At 46.5% G+C, this 24,545-nt stretch carries 23 protein-coding genes; 12 read left to right on the forward strand and 11 right to left on the reverse strand.

Features of this window, described 5'->3' with window-relative positions; all coding sequences use genetic code 11:
* Nucleotides 1–25: 25 nt before the first annotated feature.
* The 8 genes from MKY85_RS09985 to MKY85_RS10020 all read left to right on the forward strand — a co-directional run bounded on the left by MKY85_RS09985 (nucleotide 26) and on the right by MKY85_RS10020 (nucleotide 8,854).
* Entirely contained in the window at nucleotides 26–1,474 is a 1,449-nt protein-coding gene (locus MKY85_RS09985; protein WP_342572498.1) for an aryl-sulfate sulfotransferase, read from the forward strand.
* 11 nt (nucleotides 1,475–1,485) lie between these two features.
* Entirely contained in the window at nucleotides 1,486–2,541 is a 1,056-nt protein-coding gene (locus MKY85_RS09990; protein ID WP_342572499.1) for an ABC transporter substrate-binding protein, read from the forward strand.
* Nucleotides 2,542–2,566: 25 nt separating this feature from the next.
* On the forward strand, nucleotides 2,567–3,343 hold the full coding sequence (locus MKY85_RS09995) for an ABC transporter ATP-binding protein (protein ID WP_342572500.1): 777 nt from the start codon (nucleotides 2,567–2,569) through the stop codon (nucleotides 3,341–3,343).
* Between the two features lie 17 nt (nucleotides 3,344–3,360).
* Entirely contained in the window at nucleotides 3,361–4,134 is a 774-nt protein-coding gene (locus MKY85_RS10000) for an ABC transporter permease (protein WP_342572501.1), read from the forward strand.
* Between the two features lie 228 nt (nucleotides 4,135–4,362).
* Entirely contained in the window at nucleotides 4,363–5,172 is an 810-nt protein-coding gene (locus MKY85_RS10005; RefSeq protein ID WP_342572502.1) for a DUF92 domain-containing protein, read from the forward strand.
* A gap of 12 nt (nucleotides 5,173–5,184) precedes the next feature.
* Nucleotides 5,185–5,763: a TetR/AcrR family transcriptional regulator gene (locus MKY85_RS10010; protein ID WP_339260263.1), complete on the forward strand. Its 579-nt coding sequence runs from the start codon at nucleotides 5,185–5,187 to the stop codon at nucleotides 5,761–5,763.
* A gap of 59 nt (nucleotides 5,764–5,822) precedes the next feature.
* Nucleotides 5,823–7,754 (forward strand): ABC-F family ATP-binding cassette domain-containing protein, encoded by a 1,932-nt coding sequence (locus tag MKY85_RS10015; RefSeq protein WP_342572503.1) that lies wholly within the window; start codon nucleotides 5,823–5,825, stop codon nucleotides 7,752–7,754.
* A 161-nt stretch (nucleotides 7,755–7,915) separates the two neighbouring features.
* Entirely contained in the window at nucleotides 7,916–8,854 is a 939-nt protein-coding gene (locus MKY85_RS10020) for a hypothetical protein (protein WP_342572504.1), read from the forward strand.
* Nucleotides 8,855–8,974: 120 nt separating this feature from the next.
* Here the strand turns inward: MKY85_RS10020 and MKY85_RS10025 are convergent, their stop codons facing one another.
* The 5 genes from MKY85_RS10025 to MKY85_RS10045 form a co-directional block, all read right to left on the reverse strand.
* On the reverse strand, nucleotides 8,975–10,015 hold the full coding sequence (locus MKY85_RS10025) for a M42 family metallopeptidase (protein ID WP_339260269.1): 1,041 nt from the start codon (nucleotides 10,013–10,015) through the stop codon (nucleotides 8,975–8,977).
* A gap of 111 nt (nucleotides 10,016–10,126) precedes the next feature.
* Nucleotides 10,127–10,507, reverse strand: a complete 381-nt coding sequence (locus MKY85_RS10030; protein ID WP_339241162.1) for a lipopolysaccharide assembly protein LapA domain-containing protein — start codon at nucleotides 10,505–10,507, stop codon at nucleotides 10,127–10,129.
* Nucleotides 10,508–10,637: 130 nt separating this feature from the next.
* Nucleotides 10,638–12,428: an oligoendopeptidase F gene (gene pepF, locus MKY85_RS10035; RefSeq protein ID WP_339241165.1), complete on the reverse strand. Its 1,791-nt coding sequence runs from the start codon at nucleotides 12,426–12,428 to the stop codon at nucleotides 10,638–10,640.
* Nucleotides 12,429–12,642: 214 nt separating this feature from the next.
* Entirely contained in the window at nucleotides 12,643–12,828 is a 186-nt protein-coding gene (locus tag MKY85_RS10040; protein WP_047842378.1) for a hypothetical protein, read from the reverse strand.
* Between the two features lie 3 nt (nucleotides 12,829–12,831).
* Complete coding sequence (locus MKY85_RS10045; RefSeq protein ID WP_017689395.1) at nucleotides 12,832–13,065, reverse strand: hypothetical protein; 234 nt, start codon at nucleotides 13,063–13,065, stop codon at nucleotides 12,832–12,834.
* Nucleotides 13,066–13,227: 162 nt separating this feature from the next.
* On the opposite strand from MKY85_RS10045, the gene MKY85_RS10050 reads away from it, so the two are divergent.
* A complete protein-coding gene (locus tag MKY85_RS10050; RefSeq protein WP_017689394.1) occupies nucleotides 13,228–13,425 on the forward strand; it encodes a cold shock domain-containing protein in 198 nt (65 codons plus the stop codon).
* A 153-nt stretch (nucleotides 13,426–13,578) separates the two neighbouring features.
* On the opposite strand, the gene MKY85_RS10055 is transcribed toward MKY85_RS10050, so the two are convergent.
* Nucleotides 13,579–14,751: an MFS transporter gene (locus MKY85_RS10055; protein WP_339241166.1), complete on the reverse strand. Its 1,173-nt coding sequence runs from the start codon at nucleotides 14,749–14,751 to the stop codon at nucleotides 13,579–13,581.
* Between the two features lie 40 nt (nucleotides 14,752–14,791).
* Nucleotides 14,792–16,132, reverse strand: a complete 1,341-nt coding sequence (locus tag MKY85_RS10060; protein ID WP_342572505.1) for a multi antimicrobial extrusion protein MatE — start codon at nucleotides 16,130–16,132, stop codon at nucleotides 14,792–14,794.
* Between the two features lie 179 nt (nucleotides 16,133–16,311).
* On the opposite strand from MKY85_RS10060, the gene MKY85_RS10065 reads away from it, so the two are divergent.
* On the forward strand, nucleotides 16,312–17,391 hold the full coding sequence (locus tag MKY85_RS10065) for a tetraprenyl-beta-curcumene synthase family protein (protein ID WP_342572506.1): 1,080 nt from the start codon (nucleotides 16,312–16,314) through the stop codon (nucleotides 17,389–17,391).
* 51 nt (nucleotides 17,392–17,442) lie between these two features.
* Entirely contained in the window at nucleotides 17,443–18,414 is a 972-nt protein-coding gene (pfkA, locus tag MKY85_RS10070) for a 6-phosphofructokinase (protein ID WP_253433325.1), read from the forward strand.
* 88 nt (nucleotides 18,415–18,502) lie between these two features.
* Here pfkA and MKY85_RS10075 read toward each other — a convergent pair whose 3' ends face one another.
* From MKY85_RS10075 to MKY85_RS10090, 4 genes are all read right to left on the reverse strand, one after another.
* On the reverse strand, nucleotides 18,503–19,855 hold the full coding sequence (locus MKY85_RS10075; RefSeq protein WP_339243000.1) for an MATE family efflux transporter: 1,353 nt from the start codon (nucleotides 19,853–19,855) through the stop codon (nucleotides 18,503–18,505).
* Nucleotides 19,856–20,059: 204 nt separating this feature from the next.
* A complete protein-coding gene (locus MKY85_RS10080) occupies nucleotides 20,060–21,241 on the reverse strand; it encodes a putative glycoside hydrolase (RefSeq protein WP_342572507.1) in 1,182 nt (393 codons plus the stop codon).
* 161 nt (nucleotides 21,242–21,402) lie between these two features.
* Nucleotides 21,403–21,591, reverse strand: a complete 189-nt coding sequence (locus MKY85_RS10085) for a hypothetical protein (protein ID WP_029880762.1) — start codon at nucleotides 21,589–21,591, stop codon at nucleotides 21,403–21,405.
* Between the two features lie 173 nt (nucleotides 21,592–21,764).
* On the reverse strand, nucleotides 21,765–22,586 hold the full coding sequence (locus MKY85_RS10090; protein WP_091017520.1) for a YitT family protein: 822 nt from the start codon (nucleotides 22,584–22,586) through the stop codon (nucleotides 21,765–21,767).
* Nucleotides 22,587–22,890: 304 nt separating this feature from the next.
* Between MKY85_RS10090 and MKY85_RS10095 the strand changes: the two genes are divergently transcribed.
* Nucleotides 22,891–24,477 (forward strand): DEAD/DEAH box helicase, encoded by a 1,587-nt coding sequence (locus MKY85_RS10095; protein ID WP_339303112.1) that lies wholly within the window; start codon nucleotides 22,891–22,893, stop codon nucleotides 24,475–24,477.
* Nucleotides 24,478–24,545 lie beyond the last annotated feature (68 nt).

Here is a 24,545-nt window from a genome sequence, read left to right on the forward strand (position 1 = left end):
AAACATTCTAGGGGAGAGATGATCAATGGGACACTCAACAATATATCCAACTGGCGCGACGTTATACAAACCGGACAAGGCTTGGGGCGGTTATACCGTGTATCAGGCAGGTGAAGAAGGCGTAGTATTGATTGATATGAATGGCAAGGAGGTTCACCTGTGGAAAGGGTTGTTAGGATTCCCGGCCAAAATATTGCCTGGAGGTTACGTGCTGGGCAGCACAGGTCGTAGAGATCCAAAGTTCGGCATTCAGGATAATGTTGATCTGGTTCAGGTAGATTGGGACGGTAACATTGTATGGAAATACAATAGCTACGAACATATTGAAGATCCGGGGTATGAGCCACTATGGTATGCCCGCCAGCATCATGATTATCAGCGTGAGGGTAATCCGGTAGGGTACTATGCACCTGGGCTTGCACCGAAGACGAAGAGTGGCAACACACTTATCCTGGCTCACAAAAATGTGAGTAACCCGCAAATTTCAGATAAGCCATTGCTTGATGACGCCATTATTGAAGTGGATTGGGAAGGGAAGGTACTTTGGGAATGGCTGCCTAACGAGCACTTTGAAGAATTAGGTTTTGATGAAGCTGCTCGAAATGTTCTGTTCCGTGATCCGAATACACGTTCTTTTGGTCATTTGGGTGGTGGTGTCGGTGATTGGTTACATATTAATTCTGCTTCTTATGTCGGACCCAACCGCTTCTATGAAGACGGAGACGAACGGTTCCACCCTGACAATATTATCTGGGATGCCAGAGAGGCCAATATAATCGCAATTACAGACAGGCAGAGCGGAAAAATCGTATGGAGACTGGGCCCCGACTATACTTCAACTGAAGCGAAGCACATTGGCACAATTATCGGGCAGCATCATGCACATATCATTCCTCAGGGCCTTCCTGGAGAAGGGAACTTGCTTGTATTCGACAATGGCGGCTGGGCAGGTTACGGCCTTCCGAATCCGGCTTCCCCATTTGGATTAAAACATGCGATTCGGGATCACTCTCGTGTGCTGGAGATTAACCCGGTCAGCCTAGAGATTGTCTGGCAGTATACATCGGCAGAAGCTGGATTTTCTGTTCCAACGGATTCCTATAAATTTTATAGTCCATACATCAGTTCCGCTCAGCGTTTACCTAACGGCAACACCCTGATAACCGAAGGTTCCAATGGCAGGTTGTTCGAAGTGACAGCCGAGCATGAGCTGGTCTGGGAATATGTCTCCCCTTACACGGATCGGCGAAATACCAATATGGTCTATCGCTCGTATCGAGTTCCTTATCAGTGGGTTCCACAGTTGGAGAAGCCGCAGGAAGTTCCCATTGAAACCATTGATGTCTCCACCTATAGGGTGCCGGGAGCAGCACCCAAAGGTTCTGCATCCATCGTGAGTGTGGAGACAACTCTTCCATTTGTGGAGGGAGCAGCCTGTGTGGCAACGTCGGATGAAGGCAAGACGGGCGATTAGGCGTCAAGATCATGACTAGATTGAATGGGGTGTATATTGTGAGAAAACCATCCATAATTACCGGCGTGTTAATAGCATTCCTGGCTACGGCACTGCTATTATCCGGATGCAGTTCAAGCGCAGCAGGGTCCGGAACCAAAGACGCTTCGGGTAAACATGCCGAGAATGTAAAAATTCGAATCGCAGATACCAGTACCAACCCAACGTTCAGGGTAGCCATTGCCAAAGGTTTCTTTGAAAAAAGGGGCATTGACGCAGAGAGTATTACGTTTGGCTCACCGGCTGAAGGTGTAAATGCACTATTTATCAAACAGGTGGATATTGCGTATGGGGCAGATTTTCCCGTATTGAATGCATTGGCTAAAGGAGAATATTCAGTCATCGCTTCGGCTGGTCAGGCTACGGATGAAGCGGCAGCCGCCTGGAAGCTGTATGCAAGGAAGGATATTCAGAGCGGAGCGGATTTGAAGGGCAAGAAAGTAAGTTTCATTCGAGGCACATTTATTCCGTATCTATGGGATGAATATCTGAAAGATCAGGGATTAGCGCTGGGTGATGTGACGCAAATTGGTCAGGGGGCTTTTGATGAGTCCTACATCGCACTGAAACAGGGAGACCTTGATGCCGCCTGGGTGATAGGCTCTGCGTTAACTGATAAATTCGATGCACTCGAAGGGGTCCATCAACTGACGGATATGTCCCAGACCCCTATACGCCTTGGTATGGGGCTCGTATCCAGTAATGAATTCATCCAGGCAAACCCCGAAAAGATAAGTGACTTTCTCGCGGCACTTGATGAGGCATCCGCGTATGCCCAAGCGCATCCTGAAGAAGTTGCGGATCTGATGTATCAAGAGACCAAACAGCCTAAAGATGCCACGTTGAAAGACCTTCCGATCAATCCATGGGAAGTTGGATTTACGCAGGCCGCTTATGACAGTTTGGCAGGTCAGAAGCAATATATGGTGGATACCGGAATCATTGAACAAGATTTTGATCTCGACACCAAACTAAATCTGACCTCTCTCCAGCAGGCTCTGCCGAAAAAAGTGACATATAGCAAATAATTCATTCAAATGGGAGGTGTTCGTGATGTCCTTACCTGCAACTCAGCATACCATTCATATCGAACAACTTCGGAAAACGTATCATGCCCCGACTAATGGGGATGTGCATTATATCATCAAGGATGTCGATCTGGTTATTAGGGGAGGAGAGTTTTTCGTCCTGCTTGGTCCCAGTGGGTGTGGGAAGTCAACGTTGCTGAACATGATCGCGGGTTTTATCTCCAAGTCGGGTGGCCAGCTCAAGGTGGATAACAAGGAGATTGACAGACCGGGCAGGGATCGGGCGATGGTATTCCAGCAGGCGGATTCCTCTCTTTTTCCATGGCTAACCGTGAGAGAGAATGTGGAATTTGGGCTCCGAATGTCCAAGGTATCTAAGGCACAACGACGTGAGATCTCTGATCGATACATCCAGCTTGTTGGACTAAGTGCTCATGAGGGGAAATTTCCAAAAGAACTCTCGGGGGGCATGAAGCAGCGGGTTCAATTGGCCCGTGTACTTGCGAATGACTCGGCGATCTTGCTGATGGATGAGCCATTCGGTGCGCTGGACGCGATGACGCGGCGTACGATGCAGAAGGAACTGGTGAATATCTGGAAAGAAACTCATAAGACCGTTATCTTTGTCACCCACGATATTCAGGAAGCGTTATTGCTTGGTGAGCGCATAGGCATTATGTCTGTAGGTCCGTCTTCGAATATTACGGATATTTACCACAACACATTACCTTACCCGAGGAACATCGCCTCATCTGAGTTCAACACCCTGTATGACCAAATTCAAGGCCACTTTGAAGAATAACTGAGGTGATATGTGAGATGAAATGGTTGGAAAAAAAATCGGTGTCTATCCCGCTCCTGTGGGTAACAGTCATCCTGATCTGGCAGCTTGGTGCCCTCATCTATGGGCCTGACGTAATCCCTGGCCCTTGGGATACGATTCTGGGAGCGCGTGAACTGATTGCTGATGGTACGCTGATGCAGTATATCGGAATCAGCTTCACGCGTGTACTTGCAGGCTGGGTACTCGGAAGCATCATTGCTATTCCAGTAGGGCTGATTATTGGCAAAGTTCATCTCATCCGGCTGTTCGCGGAACCCTTCCTTAACTTTATACGCTTTATCCCGCCGATCGCCTTTATTACCTTATTCTTGGTGTGGTTCGGTATTGGTGAGCAATCCAAGATTGCACTCATCATGTACGCAACCTTCTTCATTGTTGTGCTAAACACCTTAACGGGTGTGCTCTCCGTTGAAGAAGACAAAATCCGGTCGGCACGCAGTATGGGAGCCAATGAACGGCAGATTCTGCTGCATGTGATTGTTCCGGCGACAACCCCGTATATTTTCACAGGTGTGCGCCTGGCAATGGGAACTTCCTATATGGCTATCATTGGTGCGGAGATGATTGCTGCAAATGAGGGAGTGGGTTACCTGATCTGGAATTCCAGACTCTTTTTCCGTACGGATTGGATCTTTGTCGGACTGATTTCCCTGGGTTTTATGGGATTCCTGACGGATCGATTGTTCAACTGGTTTGGTCGCAGGATCCTCTACCGATATGGGGTCATTGGCGGAGCAAAACGAGTCTGAATGAGAACATAAGAATACGCAATTCCAGACGTTACTTGAGAAGGGGATTCATCTTGTTGTAACGTTTGGTCAATAACCTGTTTTGGCACTTCTACACGAGGCCGAAACAGGTTTTTTGTGTGCTGGCCTTAGGAGTTTCGGCATTGGCATCAAACCGTGGTATAATTGAATTTCAAAAATACAATTAACGTCATGTGGGCTGTACATATGCTGCATGCAGGAGACATTATGGATTGGATTATTGGCGCCGTATGCGCTTCTATGGTGGCAGGTGCTGCCTATGCGAAAAAGTCGCTAACTCTGTCTGGCTGCTTGGCAGCAATCATGATGGGAACGATATATTACGGAGCGGGTAACCTGTTCTGGTTTGGCACGTTATTGTTATTTTTTATTACTTCAACGTTGCTCTCCAGGTTTCGTAAAGATCGGAAGCAGGAGCTGGAGAAATCCTATGCCAAGTCAGGAAATCGGGACGCCGGGCAAGTAATGGCTAATGGTGGAATGGGCATGTTCCTATGTCTGGGATACTGGATATTTCCACATCCGGCATGGATATATGCGTTCATTGGTGTAATGGCTACCGTGACATCGGACACATGGGCAACTGAACTCGGGAGTCTCAGTCGCAAGCCGCCACGCTCTGTTCTCACATGGAAGGTACTTACACCAGGTGCTTCAGGAGGTGTCTCATTTCTCGGCACCGCGGCTGCAGCCGCAGGCGGGGCTCTGATTGGTGCGGGAGCCTTCATGTTTTCGTGGATCGCCGGGATCGGAGGCCTTGGTCTGTTTAGTTGGACTTTTGTCGGTCTTGTAGGCGGGTTGGCAGGTGCTTTTGCCGATTCCTATCTGGGCGCAACGGTGCAGAAGATGTATCGTTGCACTGTGTGTGGCCGAGAAGTTGAGGTGCATGAACATTGCGGGCATCCAACGGTTCGGGCTCGTGGCTGGGCATGGATGAGCAACGACCTGGTGAACGTACTTAGTTCGGTTATCGGAGGATGCGTGGCGATAGGTTTAGGTAACATTTTGGCGTTGTAAGGGGGAGTACATTTGAGTACGGTACAGGGAGACAAATCGGAGGCTATTTTGGATGCGGCCTATGGTATTTTTGGCTCGAAAGGTTTTTATGAGACCAAAATGTCTGATATAGCAGACGAAGCCGGCATTGCAAAAGGCACCATTTATTTATATTTCAAAAGCAAGGAACAACTATTCATCGCAGTATCCAAGCGGGACTGTAACAGTTTTATCAGTCGTCTTGAATATGCTTTGAACTCACATGACAACACAGGTGATAAACTTGGAGCAATAGCCAAGACCCACCTTACGTATTATTATGAGCGCCGCAATCATACCAAACTCTTTTTTATGGCACCCAATAATGATCCGGATCTAATGAAATTCATGAAGGCATTCATGAACCAATACATGAGCATGGTGCGTGAAGTACTGGAGAGTGCAAGTGTACCTGAGCCTGTATTGCTTGCTGAAGCTTATATTGGAATTCTGGACCGGCTGAAGATGGATATCATGTTGAATCCGGAGTTCAATGAGGAACATCTGAACAAACGAATTGCCTTTGCAGCAGCATTGTTTCTGGACGGATGCCGTTCTTTTTTACAAGTTTAAAGTGAGTGCGTGGATGTGCGTAATATGAATTTTATTTTACAGAGAAGTGGGTACGAGCAATGAACATAATGACGGTAGAGCAGATTGCAAAAAGTTATGGTGAAAAAATATTGTTCAAGGATGCTTCATTTGGCATGGCTGATCAGGATAAGATTGGTGTCGTTGGGGTAAATGGCACCGGTAAATCCACATTTTTGCGTGTGATATCCGGTATGGAACCGGCAGACGCGGGACAGATCTCCATCGGTAATGACGTACGTATTCAATTCCTTGCACAAAATCCGGACTTCAATCCAGACAATACGGTACTGCAACAAGTATTCGAAGGTGACAGCATGGAAATGAAAACCGTGCGTGAATATACGGAAACGATGGAATTATTGGAGCTGAATTCCTCCGTTCCAGCGTTGCAAGAGCGATTATTACGTTTGAATCAGCAAATGGAGCAGCTTCAGCTCTGGCAGATGGAGAGTGAAGCGAAGAGTATCTTGTCCAAACTGGGTATTCGTCAATTCGATGCACTGATGGGCACGTTGTCTGGTGGACAACGCAAAAGGGTAGCACTCGCTGCTGCTCTGATTCACCCGTGCGAACTGCTCATTCTGGATGAGCCGACGAACCATATTGATAATGATTCGGTCGTATGGCTCGAGCAGTACTTGCAGAAGCGTCGCGGCGCACTGCTTATGATTACGCATGATCGGTATTTCCTGGATCGTGTGGCCAATGTCATGCTGGAATTGGATCATGGCCGTTTGTTCCGGTATGAAGCCAACTATACACGCTTTCTGGAACTGAAGGCAGAGCGTGAAGAGCGGGAAGCTTCTTCCGAACAGAAGCGTAAAAACTTGCTTCGGACGGAGCTCGCATGGATTCGTCGTGGTGCCAAGGCACGGACGACGAAACAAAAAGCGAGAATTGATCGTTTCGAACAACTCAAAGACCAACAAGGAGTCCAGCGCACCGGTTCATTGGAAGTATCGGTTGGCTCCACTCGTCTAGGTAAAAAGATTCTGGAGATCGAGCATCTTTCCAAATCCGTCGGTGGCCGCACACTGATTGAAGATCTGAGTTATATTGCCGTACCTGGAGATCGGGTAGGGATTGTCGGACCGAATGGTAGTGGTAAGTCTACGCTGTTACAGATGATATCTGGCAAATTGGAACCCGATGCAGGCGTGGTTGACGTCGGTCCTACGGTCAATCTGGGCTATTTCACCCAGGAGCATCAGGAGATGGATGAATCTCTTCGTGTCATTGAGTACATCAAGGAAGTGGCCGAGAATGTGAAAACAGCCGATGGCTCTCTGATCACAGCATCCCAGATGCTGGAGCGGTTCCTGTTTACCCCGGCATCCCAGTGGACGCCAATCTCCCGCCTGTCTGGTGGAGAGAAACGTCGTCTGTATCTGCTGCGTGTTCTGATGGCTGCGCCGAATGTATTGCTGCTGGATGAGCCGACGAATGACCTGGACATCCAGACACTTGCTGTACTGGAAGACTATCTGGACGATTTTCCAGGTGTTGTCTTTGTGGTATCCCATGATCGCTATTTCCTTGATCGTACGGTGGATAAAGTGCTGTCTTTTGAGGGCAACGGTGCTGTACGTGTACACGTCGGCGACTACAGTGAGTATGCGGAATGGATGCTGAAAAATGCCCCTGGAGCTACGCAAGAGAGTGACACAGGAGCAACGAAGGTGAAGCAGTCATCGGAGAAAACAACTCCCGCTGTGTCAGCAGCTAAACCCAAGTTGAAATTCAGCTTCAAGGAGCAACGTGAATACGATCAGATTGATGAAAATATTGAGAAGGCTGAAGCCAATCTTGTCCGGATTAATAAAGAGATGGAAGAGTCATTTAGTGATTCTGCCCGTCTGCAGGAGTTGATGGCGGAGCAGGTTGAGGCTGAACGTCATCTGGACGAATTGATGGAACGCTGGACCATTCTGAATGAACTTGCAGAGCAGATTGAACAGAGCAAGTCTTAATTTATAGTTAAACATCGCCCTTTCTTCTAGAGTGACTTGATGTCGCTTTGGAGGAGAGGGCTATTTTTTGTTTGTGAATTTCGCATGAAAGTGAAACGTTCAGTATATTCATTACGTTGTATAAGTAAAGAATTCCATAGAAGGGAGAGAACACCATACTTATGTATAAAGAAATCAATGAACAGTTGGCGGTACTCAAGGAAAAGGGGAGAATTTACGAGAAATGGACCAAGCGTTTGGAGAAGCTTCAAACGGAAGAAACTGAATGGGAAGCAAAGGTAAAACGTCGTCAGGAGCACCTCCAGAAGGAGCAGAAAGATGTTGATCGACTGAACAGTATGACATTGGCAGCATTTTTCTATCAGCTGATTGGCAAGAAAACGGAGCGGCTGGAGAAGGAAGAACTCGAACTGATGGAAAGCAAGGCTGCATACGATACCGCTTGTCGCATGTTACAAGACGTACAGGAGCAACGAATTCATGTGGAGCAGGAGTTGGAGGGCGGGCGGCAGTATCAATACTGGCAAAGCGATTACAACGCTCTGTGGGGGAAGAAGGAAGGTCGTCTGCTGGACCAGGATGCTGAGTTGCAACACATGGCTGAAAATCGGGAACATCTGGCGAGTGAACTTCAGGAACTGGACGAAGCTTTCCGGGAAGGGGAATACCTGGTCTATGCCCTTGAACGTGCCGAGAAGGCTTTGGCTTCGGCAGGTAATTGGGGCATATATGACATGATGGGTGGTGGGGTAATCTCCACACATATCAAGCGGGGACGTATGGATGACGCTCAGGTCGCCATTATGGATGCAGGAAAGCGTCTACGACGTTTTCAAAAGGAATTGGAGGATGTAGAGATGGCAGTACATGCGGATCTGCATCTGGGAGGCCTGCTTTCTTTCGCAGACTATTTCTTTGATAACCTCTTTGTAGACTGGATGGTTCAGGACAAAATTCGTAAAGCCGAACGTCAGGTGAAAGATGGACTGAGTGCGGTTCGACAGACCATGCATGTGTTAAGCAATGAAATGCGTAACCATAGGGCAGAGTTAGAGCGTTTGGAGCATAAATATCATGCCTATGTGGAACAGGCAGATTAAGAGATAGGACAGCAAAGGACACTTCTCATCGCACCGAATGGCTGTGCTTGGAAGTGTCCTTTTGCTTAGACGTACATATGGATGTTATTCACGATTTTTTCGTAGATGGATGATTCTGTTTTACTTCGTTGTAATGTAGGCAGCGAGCAAGCGTGCCGTATTCAAGACAGCATCCTTATGTGTGCGCTCCATGGAATGAGATGCGTGAACGCCCGGTCCGATCAGTGCTGCTCGGATATTGTTTCCTCCGCGTAGTGCTGCACTTCCATCTGAGCCATAGTGGGGGTAGATGTCCACAACGTAATCCAACCCATCTTGTTTGGCCAGTTCAATGAGACGACTGGTCATATCGTAGTCATACGGTCCAGAAGAATCTTTGGCACATATGGATACATCGGTTTCTTTACAACTCAGATCATCGCCCATGGCTCCCATGTCTACAGCGATCATTTCACTGATTTCTGCAGGGATATACGAGGCGCCATGTCCGACTTCTTCGTAGTTAGAGATGAGCAGAGAAACATTATGTATTGGTTTCCAGCTTTCGCGATGGGCAGACTCAAGGATGCCGAACAATGCAGCTACACTGGCTTTGTCGTCCAGATGACGTGATTTAATATAACCGCTTGGGGTAATAACTGCACGAGCATCAAAGGAGATAAAGTCACCAACAGCGATCCCGAGTTTTAACACATCATCCTTGGAGGAGACAACTTCATCAATTCGCACTTCCATATGGCTCTCGGTCCGTTCAAAGGTACGTGCATCTGGATATACATGTACAGACGGGTGAAGGGAGAGAATGGTGCCTGTGTATGTCTTTCCGTCCCGAGTATGGATGCTGCAATATTCGTTTTCGATACTTTGCATGGTAAATCCACCGACAGAAGTCAATTTCAAGGTGCCGTGGGATGTAATGGAGCGTACCATGGCACCTAGCGTATCCACATGGGCACTCAGAGCAATCGTCTTGGATGAATCCTGCCCTGGCAAAGTAAGCACGGCACCACCCTTATTATTGAGCTCACAAGTGATGCCCAGTGATTGAGCTTCTTGGCTAATCATCTCGATAATATGATGGGTGTAGCCGCTTGGACTTGGTGTATCCAGCAATTTTTTCAGAAAAGACAGAACGTAAGATTCATCAATGGTATAACTCATTGTGTAATTTCCTCCTTGAAACGTGGGTATGGTATGAAACAAATACAGCCTGTCTGGGGGAGTGAATGTGATACTACCATTCCTGACTCGCCAGCAGGCTGATTCTGTTGGTTACAATGTCCCGGTAGGATTTCCTTTGCGCTGACTTTGGATCGAATCATTCTCCAATAGGCTGTCCGGTTCAGTTGAGTCAAGCGAATCCATCGATTTGAATGAATCGAACGAAGAGTTGCTTGTAGCCGAACTTTCCAATTCAGATACACGCAATTTCAATTGCTTGTTCTCGCGTTGCAGTCGGTATTGGCGATAGATGCCATATGAACCTACAATAATCCCACCGATCAGGGTGCAGCCGAGGATCAGTAAAATCAGCGGGATTTGAACCGTGCTAAATAACAGGTTAACCTGAACAGAATCAACGTTAATAACCGCAAAGATTCCTGTGAGCAGTGCAAAAACAAGACCTGCTATGAGTGCCCATTGCATTTTCATGGTGTTGCCTCCTTGTTGAACAATTGAGAACTAGTATGCATTACCCATATTCGAGTATGTTGCATCTTTCAATGATTGTAAAATCCCTTGCCCAACGGGCAAGGGATGCAGGTCACATGGAACGTTAACCTTACTTGGTTAGTTCCTCCATCTGTTCAATCAATTCCTTGAACACACTCATGGCTTCACGAATTGGCTGTGGTGTAGACATATCCACGCCTGCTTTTTTCAGAATGTTAATGGAGTAGTCACTGCCCCCGCTCTTCAGGAAACCGAGATACCGGTCAACAGCCGGCTGGCCCTCTTCCAGGATTTGCTTGGAGAAGCTGGTCGCTGCGGAGAAGCCAGTAGCATATTTATATACGTAAAAGCTGTTATAGAAGTGGGGAATACGAGCCCATTCCATCTCAATATCTTTGTCAACAACCATGTCCTTACCATGATATTTAACGTTCAGATCATAATAGATCTCGGATAACAATTGTGGTGTTAATGCTTCACCTTGTTCCGCGCGTTCGTGAATGATTTTCTCAAATTCAGCAAACATGGTCTGACGGAATACCGTTGTACGGAATTGGTCTGCGTAATAAGTTAACAGATACAATTTTTCCTTTGGATCTGTTGATTTGTTAAGCAGATAATCCATCAATAACGCTTCGTTGGTTGTGGATGCAACCTCAGCTAGGAAGATGGTGTACTGGGCATCACGATACGGAAGTGCTGTATCCGAGTAATGTGAATGCAGAGCGTGACCCATTTCATGAGCAAGGGTGAACATGCTGTTCAGGTTATCTTTGTGATTCAACAAGACATACGGGTGAGTGCCGTACGCGCCCCAGGCATATGCGCCTGAGCGTTTATTTTCATTCTCGTATATATCGATCCAGCGGTTATCATATCCAGTCTGCAATGCATCTGCATAGTCCTTGCCGAGTGGTTTCAGACCGTCTTTAACGGTTTGTTTCGCTTCGTCATAGGTGATATCCATTTTGTATTCGTCTACGAGTGGAGCGAACAGGTCATACATGTGCAATTGATCCACGCCCAGCAACTTTTTGCGCAGATTCATATAACGATGCAATAACGGAAGGCTTTCGTGAATCGTGTCTACCAGATTCGTATACACATCCGTTGGGATGTTATCTCCATATAAGGACATTTCCATTACGGAAGGGTACTTCCGAACATTAGCATAGAACATATTTTTGGTTACATTTGCATTCAAGGCAGCCGCAATCGTGTTCTTCTGTTTGGCATAGGTTTCATATACCGCCTTGAAGGCACGTTCACGAACTTCACGATTAGGATTCTCAAGGAACTGAATGTAGCTGCCGTGTGTCAGCTCGACTTCTTTACCATGTTCATCCTTGATTCTTGGAAACTTGAGATCGGCGTTATTCAGCATGCTGAAGATGGTCTGTGGTGCTTGCGAAAGGTTGCCTACCTGTGCAAGCAAAGCCTCTTCCGCTTGGCTAAGAACATGCGCTTTTTCCCGTTTCATCTCTTCAAGAGTAAACGTATAAGCAGAGAGTTTTTCGTTGGCGATAAACGCGTCCAACTGATCATCCGGAAGGGAGAGAATCTCTGGAGTGACAAAAGAGAGTGCTTCACCAACCCGTACGCCTAATTTCTGGGCTTTTTGGGACAGGTTTTGATATGTAGGATTAGCTGTGTCTTCATCTTGATGCATACGTGCATATACAAAAAGGCGTTCTATTTTGAGGCTGATCTCATCTTCGAACTCGAAGCAAGATTTGAGTACATCAGGTTGACCCAGTTTACCTTGAAATTCGGAGGCCTTCTTGGTCAAAGACGATACTTCTTCATATTCCTGATCCCAGGCTTTCTGATCGGCAAATAAATCTTCCAGTTTCCAGCTATGCTCAGCCGGCACCTCGGAACGTTTCAATAATTGACTCATGGAAATCCTCCTTTGATAATCTGATGAATGTTTGGACGAAGCTGCCTTCGTCTCGCTTGCCTGTGCGGAGAGAGACGAAGGAATCAGACTAAGTACCAGTATAACAGATAGCGATTTCTGGTATTTCAACGGCCTTCCTCCTTACAATACGAATAATCTCGTATAGTATGACCTTAGGCACGCTGAAATATTTGAGTATCACGGTTCTTTGTGATTAGGTTCCCATGTTATACAGAAAATAAACGATCAGGAAAAAGGCGAAACAAATGAGCAGGGTAGCAATAAGCGCCATTCCACGTCTCAGTCGATCCGGGATAGAATTGCGTCCCAGAATAAGCACAATACCAAGGGAGAAGGCAAGGATAATAAAAATGACGACATTGCTTGAGTCAAGCTGCATGGGTTAGACCCCTTTGAAGGCAGCCATCAATTGACGCCATTCATCCTCACGGTTCTCAAAATCTGCTTTTGGAAAACGGCGTTCAGCCCAGTGCATTAAGGCAGGACGACTGAGGAAAGTGTGGCATTCTTCGCCCCACTCTTCCGAAATTTCTCGCAGTACGAGATATTTGCCTTGAACTTCAACGGTCATCATATTCCACTTGTCTGTTTTGTATATTTCATGTTTTTTTATCATAGGTAGTCTCCAAACTAACGGTTTTGGTAAAATGATACCGTACCCTACGATTCAAAGCAAATTTTTTCGACATTTATGGAAAGTTAAATTGCAAAATGGAAGCCCATACAGTATAATGAGGGTATTCGCCATAGATGGCGATATTTTTAGGAGGTTTTTCATTTGAAAGGTACAGTTAAATGGTTTAACGCAGAAAAAGGCTATGGCTTTATTTCAGTTGAAGGCGGCGAGGACGTATTCGTACATTTCTCCGCAATCCAAGGAGACGGCTTCAAAACATTGGAAGAAGGTCAAGCGGTAGAATTCGAAATTACTGATGGAAACCGTGGTCCTCAAGCAGCTAACGTAAACAAACTGTAAGAATTTATCCGGTCAACGGACTTCTTATACATGATAAATTTGTAGCTGAATATTAAGAACCCAAGCACAGTCCCCCAAGGGAGGCTGTGCTTTTTTTGATTCTCAATTTACGATGTAAATCACGGTTGAAGATGGTGCAGGTGTCTTGTGTGTTCAAGACACACGATTGGTCATGCTGGACCATAACTTTAATCCGAAACCGATCAGTGCAGCCAGAGAGAACGCCATAGCGGTGAGATAGAAGGTTTGTCTGCCCGCGTGTTCCAGCAACAGTCCACCCAACGTTCCACTAAGCAGTCCCGAAGCACTGGACCAGACAATAGTGAACAAAGCCATACCCGTAGCCCTGTAACCGTCCGGAACCAGACGAATGATATAACGGACTGCCGTAACGTAGAAAATACCGAAGGTCACACTGTGCATCGTCTGAATGGCAACGACAGCTGCCGGTGTATCGGATATGGACATCAGAAGCAAACGAACCGTGTACATCAGCGCAGCAAAAGCAATGAGCGGCAGTTCCTTATAACGGTTTCCATACTTGCTGAGCAGCAGAAATATGGGAATCTCACTTACAGAAGAGATCAGCAAAGACCAACCGATCAGCCCTTCACTGGCACCCAGCTCTTTCAGCGTGATGGTAAGAAAAGCTTCGTTCATCCGATGTCCCATGGCAAGCAAAAATACACAGCCAAAAAAGGTGAGTACCTCTCTGCGTTTCAAAATAGCCCATAGCCCCGATAGATCCATTTTGCTACTACTTCCCGAAGGTTGATCCTTCAATTGAAAACTGATTAACAGTGTAGTGGCCGCAAGACCAACGCAAACCCAGATCGTCCAGGCTGGACCAAAAGATCCAAGGAAATACCCGATACTTAATGCAAAGAAGGCATATCCGATCGATCCGAAGACTCGAATGGAAGTGAAATTTCGACCGTACTTGCTGGCCGTTGTAATCGCCATCGTATCAGAGAGTGGATAGACCGGATAATAGAAAAAGTAAAACAGGGTGACAAGTACAAATACCTGACCGAAGGTTGTTGCATTGGCGAGCATGACTCCTGTAATCAATTGACCACCAAGCAGAATGATCATCACTTTGCGTACTGTTTGGTAACGGTCGCTGGCCATGCTCCAGAACATATTGGAGAACACGGAGATGAGAGGACCAATGCCGTAGAGATAACCAATCTCAGCCCGACTGAAGCCAAGATGACTGAAGTAAAGCTGGAAGTAGGAAACCACTAGAACGGTGGAACCGAAAATGGTGAACATGAGAGCCCGCAGCCAGTTCTGATCCGGGCGGGCGTTGTGACCTAATTTCATGATGAGAGACTCCAATCCTGATAACAGTTCAATAATTTTATTACCCTTTTAGGGAGGGTGATTTACCAGTAGGTGGTGTGGACATTGTAGGTTCTTTCTGCGTGCGTCGGATGACAAGCCAAACAATAGTAAGTTCGGCGAGCAGGCCAAGGGATTGCGCTACAGCGCCAATCATGCCGTTCCACGCAGGGAAAATACTAACCAGTATAAGCAGCACGATTACCGTGCAGATTGCATTCGCCGTTTGCGAACGAAACATCGTTTTTGTCTGACCGCGAAGCAGAATGATGCCATTGCTGAAATCCAGAAAAGGGAAGATCAGCGGAAATAACACGAACGCACGCAGTGTCCACAGACTTTGTTTCAACAGTTCGCCCTGAACGCTCATGACATTTTCGAGTACCCATGGTCCCAAGGGGGTATAGGCAATCGACACCATCATGGCAAACGGAATAAATCCGGTGACCAGTGCAAATTTTCGTACCAGTTTGGCGTCCACAAGGTAGAAATTGAGCACGATCTGATGAATGTATGTAAAGAAGCTTAGCATCAACTGCATCAGACTGCTTGCTATGGCAAACGATGAAATGGCCAGTGCAATCCCGGTCGTTTTGCCAAGTACGATGTTAATGACGGGGCCTATAAACAGGGCTACAAAGCTGGATAGCAGCAGCGGTTTATAAAAGCGAAATACGTCTCCCCTGCTCTCAACGGGATGATCCTCAAGTTTGGCTGGCATCTTGCGCTTAATGCTGTTTCCCTCCAAAAAGCTGACCAGCGCTTCAATCATCATGCCCGCAGCAAAAATGATAGCGCCTACACGTCCACTGTCAATGCTGTCTGTGTAGATGAAATACAGGGATAGGCCGTACATGCCGGCTAAACGGAATATCATGCCGATGGTTAACCACTTGGTTCGGTTATTCGTAATGATGATCCCCTGATAGATATTGCGGATCACTGAGAAGATACTCACATACATGAGAATTTCATATACGTCGATGACTTTGTTCAGCAGATCAGGACTTACACCAAACAGATATTTGAACACCCCGGTACCCACGGGAGAATATACGATCAGAAAACCAATAAGAAGTACACAGGCAAGAAATATTTTGGTCACAAACGTGAGGGCCTGAAAGGATAGGCGATCGCGAACCAGTGCGGAACAGGTTTGCCGCAGCAGGGTGGAGGGGCGTTCCGTGAGGGTTAACAAGCTACCGGCGATGGCATAGCTGGCAATCACCGTCTCGGGATGAGCGGAACGTGCTAATGTACTGTTTATAATGACGTGAGAAATGGTGACGAGAGAGGCGGAAATGCCAAGTGGCACAAAAAAAGAAAATAACCGTCTCCACGAAAGTGATTCACTTGACGACATGTCAACGACTCCTTTGATGGATGAAATATGCCTAGTATATCACAAAGCTTTGAGCGCGGATGCGATTTTTTGCGCGGAATATGCGGCAGATCATTTGTACAATTAAGGGGATCATATTATAATAGGAATGGTTAAAAATCGCTCTAATACGTATTCAACCAAGTGGAGGCACATTTATTTTGAGCCAATCAAATCGAAAACGTCATCAATATCCGCGTGGACCGCTGGCATTGATGAGAGGGGTGTACAAATACACCATTCCGGAAACACGGAAGGCATTGAATGGATGGCGTGCTCAGGCTGAGGCAATTCCGAATGAGGAATTGCGTACGCAGGCACTTGCCAGTCTAAAGGATAAACAGTTTCACTGTGAAGGCGGAACCGTCTACGCGTTAGCTGATTTGCCCAACAGACACATTCTGATTCCGCTGATCGTTTCATATCAGACTATTAGTGATTATTTGGACAATCTGTGCGACCGCAGCACATCGATGGACCCGGATGACTTTCGTCTTCTCCATCAATCTATGCTTGATGCGGTAGATCCCGAAGCAATTCCCGTCAATTATTATGCCCTCCGTGAGGAGCAGGATGACGGTGGATATCTGCGGAATCTGGTGACCACATGTCAGGAACTGACCCTTCAGTTACCAGGCTATGCGTCCGCCAAGCCCCAAATTCAGGATCTGGCAGGCCTATACACGGACCTGCAGGTATATAAGCATATCAAGCCGGAACTGAGAGAAACGGCACTGCTCGAATGGTGGTCGAAGCATCGTCATCGTACACCTCAGTTTCGTTGGAACGAATTTGCTGCTGCGACTGGCTCTACACTGGGCGTTTTCATGCTGTTTCTGGCTGCGAGTGACGATCAGTTGACTGAAGAGCAAGCGGCCTCGATCCACACGGCCTATTTCCCACATGTATGCGCATTGCACATTATGCTCGATTATTTAATTGATCAGGATGAGGACCGCATCGGGGGAGATCTCAACTTCTGCAACTATTATGAGAATGTAGAGACCATGCTGGACAGAATTGCTTTTATTGTGGAGATGGCACGCAGCGATGTGCAGAAGATCCCGGGAAGCTCCTTTCACCGGATGATCATCGAAGGACTGATTGCCATTTACCTGTCTGATCCCAAAGTCAGCGAACAGCAGGAAGTTCGCGTCGTATCCAAACGTCTGATGAAGAATAGTCCGATGACGAGAATATTTTTCTTCATTTTCAGTCGCTGGATACGGAAAAATATGTAAGTCAGGTGTAATTGCGGAGCCTGAAGTGAAACTAGAGGAGGAAGAAACATCATGACAGCAGTAAAGAAAATCGCAGTGTTAACGAGCGGTGGTGATTCACAGGGGATGAACGCGGCCGTTCGTGCGGTTGTTCGCAGCGGACTGTTTCACGGTCTCGAAGTATATGGAGTTCAACGTGGATACCAAGGTCTCTTGAATAATGACATTTTCCCAATGGATTTGCGGAGTGTAGGGGATATCATCCAACGTGGGGGAACGGTTCTTCAATCGGCACGTTGCAAGGAGTTCTACACAGCTGAAGGCCAGCAAAAAGGTGCGGACATTCTGCGTGCACGTGGCATTGACGGTCTGGTTGTTATCGGTGGAGACGGTTCCTACAACGGAGCAAACAAACTGAGCAAACTGGGCATTAACACAATGGGTCTGCCAGGAACAATTGATAATGATATTTCATTCACCGACTATACGATCGGATTTGATACAGCTGTAAGCATAGTAGTTGACGCAGTAAACAAATTGCGTGATACGATGTCTTCACACGAACGTTCTTCCATCGTTGAAGTTATGGGTCGTCACTGTGGGGATATTGCTCTGCATGCCGGACTTGCTTCGGGTGCTGAAACCATTCTTGTGCCGGAAGTTCCGTTTGACATGGACGAAGTGGCAGATCGGATGAAAGCTAACTTTGCACATGGTAAACGTCACAGTATTATCATCGTTGCAGAAGGCGTGGGCAAGGGTGAGGATGTGGCGAAAGAACTGATGGAACGTTGCCCGACATATGAGCCGCGTGTAACCGTTCTGGGTCATATTCAGCGTGGGGGTACGCCAACACCTTTCGACCGTAACTTGGCGAGCCGTCTGGGCGACTTCGCTGTTCGTAGTCTGATCGCAGGCGAGACAGACAAAGGTTGTGGCATTATCAAGGGTGAACTTACCCTGACGGATATTGATAAAGTCGTTAACACGAAAAAAGATTTTGATATGGAGACTTACGAGCTTGCACAACGTTTGTCCCAATAATTCGATTCAAAAACAAAGAGCACAATCCCGCATGAACGGATTGTGCTCTTTTTGTTGTTTTACGTTTTTACGGAAGTGAATATTAATGTTACGCCTTGCGCAGTGCAGCATGTTTTTGTATCCGAAAGAGTCTCCAGAGAAGCGCTGTTGCTCCTACAGCAAGGCCGGCAATGAGTCCGATCCAGTATCCAAAGGCACCGAGAGAAGTATATGTAGCCGTTAGATAACCAACAGGCAAGCCAATAATCCAATAAGCTATGAACGTAATGATTAGTGCCGGATTCACATCTTTGTAGCCACGCAATGCTCCCTGGGTCGGTGTAGCAATGGCATCCGAGATCTGAAAGAAAATGGCGTAAATGAGGAAATGCTGCGTAAGTGCAATGACCTCTCGATCGTTTGAGTACACACCTGCAATCTGTTCACCGAACACAATCAACACGATGGCTGTCAGCAGGGAGAGTCCGATGGCTCCACCAATGCCAAGCAGACTGTACTGTTTGGCATCTTTCAGACGCCCTGCACCTGCCTCAAAACCTACAAGGATCGTAAGAGCCATACATATGCTCACAGGCAGCATGTAGAGCGTAGAAGCGAAGTTCAGAGCCGCCTGATGGGCAGCGATCGTTGTGGTATCAAATCGGCTCATCATTAAAGTCACCGCAGCGAAGATGGACGTTTCGAAAAAAGTCGCGAATCCAATCGGAACCCCGATCTTGAGTAACTCTTTCCATTTGGCCAGGGATACGCGGGTCCACTGACGGAAAATACCGTATTGGGCGAAAGGCTCCATCCGATGGACAAAAAAGAGACTAATGAGAAAGATGAGCCAGTACGTACAAGCTGTAGCAACTCCAGCACCAACGCCGCCCAATTGGGGAAAGCCCCAGCGGCCGAATATCAGCAGATAATTCAGCAAGATATTAACGGGCAGCGAGACCAGTGTAATGAACATTGTCGTTCGCGTCTGACCAAGTGCATCCATGAAGCTGCGTAGCACGGTATACCCGAAGAGTGGGATAATGCCAAAAGCGAGTGCACACAGAAAATAAAAGGCCACTTGGGCAACGTGAGGTTCCAAAGGCATTCCGTTTAGTATAGGGCCAAGTAACAAGGCCCCGGCTCCGATAACGACTAGACTGACAGCAATGCCAAGATACAACGCCTGTATGACGTTATATCCGATCTGATCATTACGTTTGGAACCTAACAGATGAGATACAACGGGGGTTATGCCAATTAGAATGCCGCTTAGTCCAGTTTGAACTGGCATCCACAGACTTGTGCCAATCGCAACACCTGCAAGGTCGGCCGGGGAAAACTTGCCTGACATATTCGTATCGAAGAACGACATGGCAGAGAGGGCGATTTGAGTGGTGAAGATGGGCAAAAATATAATCAGGAATTGCTTCACTTTTTGTGAAAAACTTGTTGTGTTCATGTTCACTGGCAGTGCCTCGCTATTCTAAAGTGATGTCATCCAAGTGTCATATCTGGACAGCTATTCATTGTAGTGGATTTTGTCCGATTTGAATAGGGACAGAAGCAGAAGAGAGGCACAATCGAGAAAGGCAAGCATAAAAAAACTCGTTCCGCCTGAAGCGGAGCGAGGTTGGATGAATACAAAGATATGCAAAAGTGCGGATTACTCATATTGTACACCGGATGTATAACGATTGGACGCATTCCAGAGCAGATATTCATGCACATCCATGTCTTTCATCGCTCTAATCTGGTCTTCCACTTGTTTCTTGCCATACTTGATATAATGCCCACTTCCAAGCCAACTTGCCGTGAAGTCCTGAATCCACGGACGAATGACGGGTTTGAGCTCTTTGGTAGGGTCCAGTTTCTTGTGTGTGTCTTCCATGGAGCCCTTGATGGTCGTGTAAGGATCTTTGTCAGGGTCCTTCACTCCATACCATCCCGTTGAATAGTGACTAGGGTATACCATCGGTGAGATGACGTCCACATTTTCGGATATTTTCACAAAATCTTGTCCAATGCCTTCAGCTGCAGGTACAGAAGCGGCATAACCGAAAATATCCACTGAGACACGAACACCTAACGGCGCGAGCTCCTTGCGTGCATATTGCACGAATTCAGCCACAACATCGACCCGTGACTTGTCGGACTTGGTATATTTCAGTACATCGGCCCGAGTTTCGAAACCTTCCGGGAAACGAACGTAGTCGAATTGAATTTCTTTGAATCCAAGTTTGGCTGCTTCCTTTGCAATCTCGATATTATAGTCCCACACTTCCTTGCTGTACGGATTCACGAAGCTGTCGCCTTTGCCATTGGCCCAGACGGATCCATCCTTATTTCGGAAGGAAAGCTCTGGATTCTTCTTGGCAAGAATCGTATCTTTGAATACAACGACACGTGCGATCGGGTAGACATCGTGTTTTTGCAGCCGTTCCATCAAGGCATCGATATCCCGAATAAAGGGTTGGGATTTGCCCATTTTCTGTAGCGCTTTGTTTTCTGTGGGATAAGTTATGTATCCGAGATCGTCTTTGATATCAATGACCATGGCATTTAGTTCGGTACTGTCTGTCAGTTCCAGCAATTCTTTCATACGTGCGCCGCCAGCGCTGTAGGCTGTGACGTAAATACCTTTGACCACAGGTGCGTCAGGTTGAGGATCCATTTTGGCAGGTGGGTTATCAGCATCAATAACGACCTGATCTTTTTGAGATTGGATGATTGCGGTGTTAAAACTGTTGGTTAACGATTGGAACTGGGGGTTTCCCTGATCCGCTGCTGCGGGGGTACTACCAAAGCTTCCAAAGGCCATAGCCAATAAAGCCAAAAACATGTTCATTCATTTCCACTCCCTTATGTGCATTCCATATATGAATTATACATTAAAGCCTCCGGGCTTTTAACCATATTAAGCAAGTAATGAAACACATGGAAAAAATGAAAACCGCTTCCTGCAGAGGAAATCCCCTGCAAAAAGCGGCGTGATCAATCTGAAAAAAATTATTGAATGTAAATCTCATTTTGATGCTCACAAATACTGTACTGAATGATTTCCATTGCGTCTCCCTGTTCCAGGATGCCCAGCCCATCCCGGAGGACAATCAGTGAGTCGAGTTCATTCGGTTTCAAGAAAGGGAGCATTTCCGGGCACCATCTGTTGACAATTTCAAACAGTTTTACCGTTTCCATATCCACATTAATCACCCTTTCCTACTCGAATTCCAAAATGGTAAGTCATTCGGTGCATTCGGGAAAGCATATGGCCTGTGAAATTGAAGGGTTGAACCTGCTATACAACATATTTAGGAGCCGTACACCGTTATTATACCACAATGTTGTGAATTGTTAACCGTACAGGTGTCTTAACTTCTGCGAAATGAGCCCATAACACCAACCGTTTCCACTATGTTAACAAAAGCATTTGGATCGGTATCCTTGATTATACGTTTAATTTCAACCAGCTCGTAGCGGGTGGTAACGGTCATGAGCATGTCCTTTTCAATATCCGTGTATGCTCCCTGAGTCTTAATTTTGGTAACTCCACGAGGCCGAACAAGTAATTTTTTTAACATGGCTTCGGTTTCGTTTGTGATAATATACAGGGTTACCTTGACATGACTGATATGGATCAGATCAAGCACCTTGCCCGTGATGTAAATGGATACCATGGAGGCCAACGCTGTATTCCAATTGTCACTCAGGTATCCTGCAAGCATAATAATCGAACCGTTCATGCCGGCCATCACTGTACCAATCGGAAAGTCTCGTTTACGTGTGAAAATGGACCCAACAATGTCGAGTCCTCCTGTGGAGCCGCCGACGCGGAAGGAAACGCCAGTGCCCATTCCAATGAGTACACCGCCAAATACAGAACTAAGCAAAGGGTCTGTAGCCACAGCAAAAACAGGCAGAAGCGCAATGAACCAAGAAGTGGCTGCTACCGAGAGAATACTTAATGTAATGAAACGACGTCCAAGAATAAACCAACCTGCAATGAGCAGGGGAATGTTAAGAACAAAATACATTATACTAAGATTCAACGTTGTAAAATAACCCAGAAGCATTGAAATACCGGACACCCCGCCGCTTAAAAGCTGATGGGGGACCAAGAACCAGTTAAAGCCGCAAGCAATAGCTGCGGCACCCAAAATGATCACTAAAGAGTGCCAAATTATTTTGGGCAATTTAATCACCTCATTTATATTTAAAACCAGATTGCTGGTAATCTTGAATTGTTTTGTGATATAATGATTTGTGGATATTCTTGAGTAGGAAACTTTTCCCAAATGGAACGATAAAATTTGAAATGTTTCAAACACATGTATGTAGTTTTAGTCTTATGTTGGGGACCCATTCATGGAATTATAATCGTTCGTGAAAATAATTTGCCCAGTTGGGATACCCTATAAATATTAACGCTACTTAAGAATACAGACAACAAAGTGGATTGTCCACCATGTCCACCATATAAAAGGAGTATGAATAATTTTGACAAATTTAAATTTCACAGATTTCAATCTTGAACCGCTGGTGCTGCAAGCCATCACTGAGCTCGGGTTTGAAGAAGCAACACCAATCCAATCCAAATCAATTCCTTTGGCGCTTGAAGGAAGAGACTTGATTGGTCAAGCACAAACGGGTACTGGTAAAACAGCTGCATTCGGTATTCCATTGATCAGCAAAATCACTAAAAGTGACGAAAAAATCCGCGCCCTCATTATGGCACCTACACGTGAACTTGCAATCCAAGTTGCTGAAGAGATCGAAAAACTCACTCGCTTCAAAGGTCTGCGCTCCCTGCCAATCTATGGCGGACAAGATATCGTTCGTCAGATTCGCGCACTGAAAAGAAAACCACAAATTATCATTGGTACACCTGGACGTCTCCTTGACCACATCAACCGCAAAACAATCAAACTTGATGATGTACAAACTGTTGTATTGGATGAAGCAGATGAAATGCTCGATATGGGTTTCATGGAGGATATTCAGTCTATCCTGAAACAAGTACCAGACGAGCGTCAAACGATGCTGTTCTCAGCAACAATGCCTCCTAACATTCAAAAATTGGCTCAACAATTCTTGAACAACCCTGAACACGTATCTGTAATTCCTAAACAAGTAAGTGCACCATTGATCGACCAAGCTTACATTGAAGTTCCTGAGCGTCAAAAATTCGAAGCACTTAGCCGTTTGCTGGATATGGAATCTCCTGAACTGGCGATCGTATTCGGACGTACCAAACGTCGTGTTGATGAATTGGCTGAAGCTCTGCAAAAACGTGGATATTCTGCTGATGGTCTCCATGGTGACCTTTCCCAGAATCAACGTGATACAGTAATGCGTAAGTTCCGTGACGGCAGCATTGATGTACTCGTTGCAACAGACGTAGCTGCACGTGGTCTCGATGTATCCGGCGTAACTCACGTTGTGAACTTTGACCTTCCGCAAGATCCGGAGAGCTATGTTCACCGTATCGGTCGTACAGGTCGTGCGGGTAAAGAGGGTGCTGCTTGGTCCTTCGTTACACCGCGTGAGATTGATCACTTGCACTTCATTGAGCGTGTAACACGTCACCGTATTCCACGTAAACCACTGCCAACAATGGCAGAAGCTGTTGAAGGAAAACAACGTTTGACAGCAGAACGCTTGCTGGAAATCGTACAATCGGGCGAATTGAACGAATACAAAGGTATCGCGATTCAAATGCTTGAGCAATATGATTCTGTTCAACTGTTGTCGGCTGCTCTGAAGCTCCTGACAGGTGACAAAAAAGATGCTCAAGTTGACCTGACTCCTGAAGATCCAATCCGTGCGAAGCGTCGCAAACCGGATGTTCGCTCTGGCGGACGTAAACCATCTGGCTATAGCGGTAACCGCAGCAGCGGTAGTGGTGGTGGCTACAACCGTGATCGCAACAGCAGTGGCGGCGGACGTGGTGGCTACAACCGTGATCGTAACAGCGGCAGCAGCACTGGTGGCGGAAGCAGAGAAGGTGGTTACAACCGTGACCGCAAACCTCGTCCAAGCTCCAACGAAGGACGTCGTCCAGCAAAAGATTCCTCTTTCGAGTAATATAAATGTGTGAACTTGAAATGGAGCAGGCAACTGCTCCATTTTTTTATTTTTAGATGGCTATTTTC

The organism is Paenibacillus sp. FSL R5-0749, assembly GCF_038595085.1.
Classification (GTDB): domain Bacteria; phylum Bacillota; class Bacilli; order Paenibacillales; family Paenibacillaceae; genus Paenibacillus.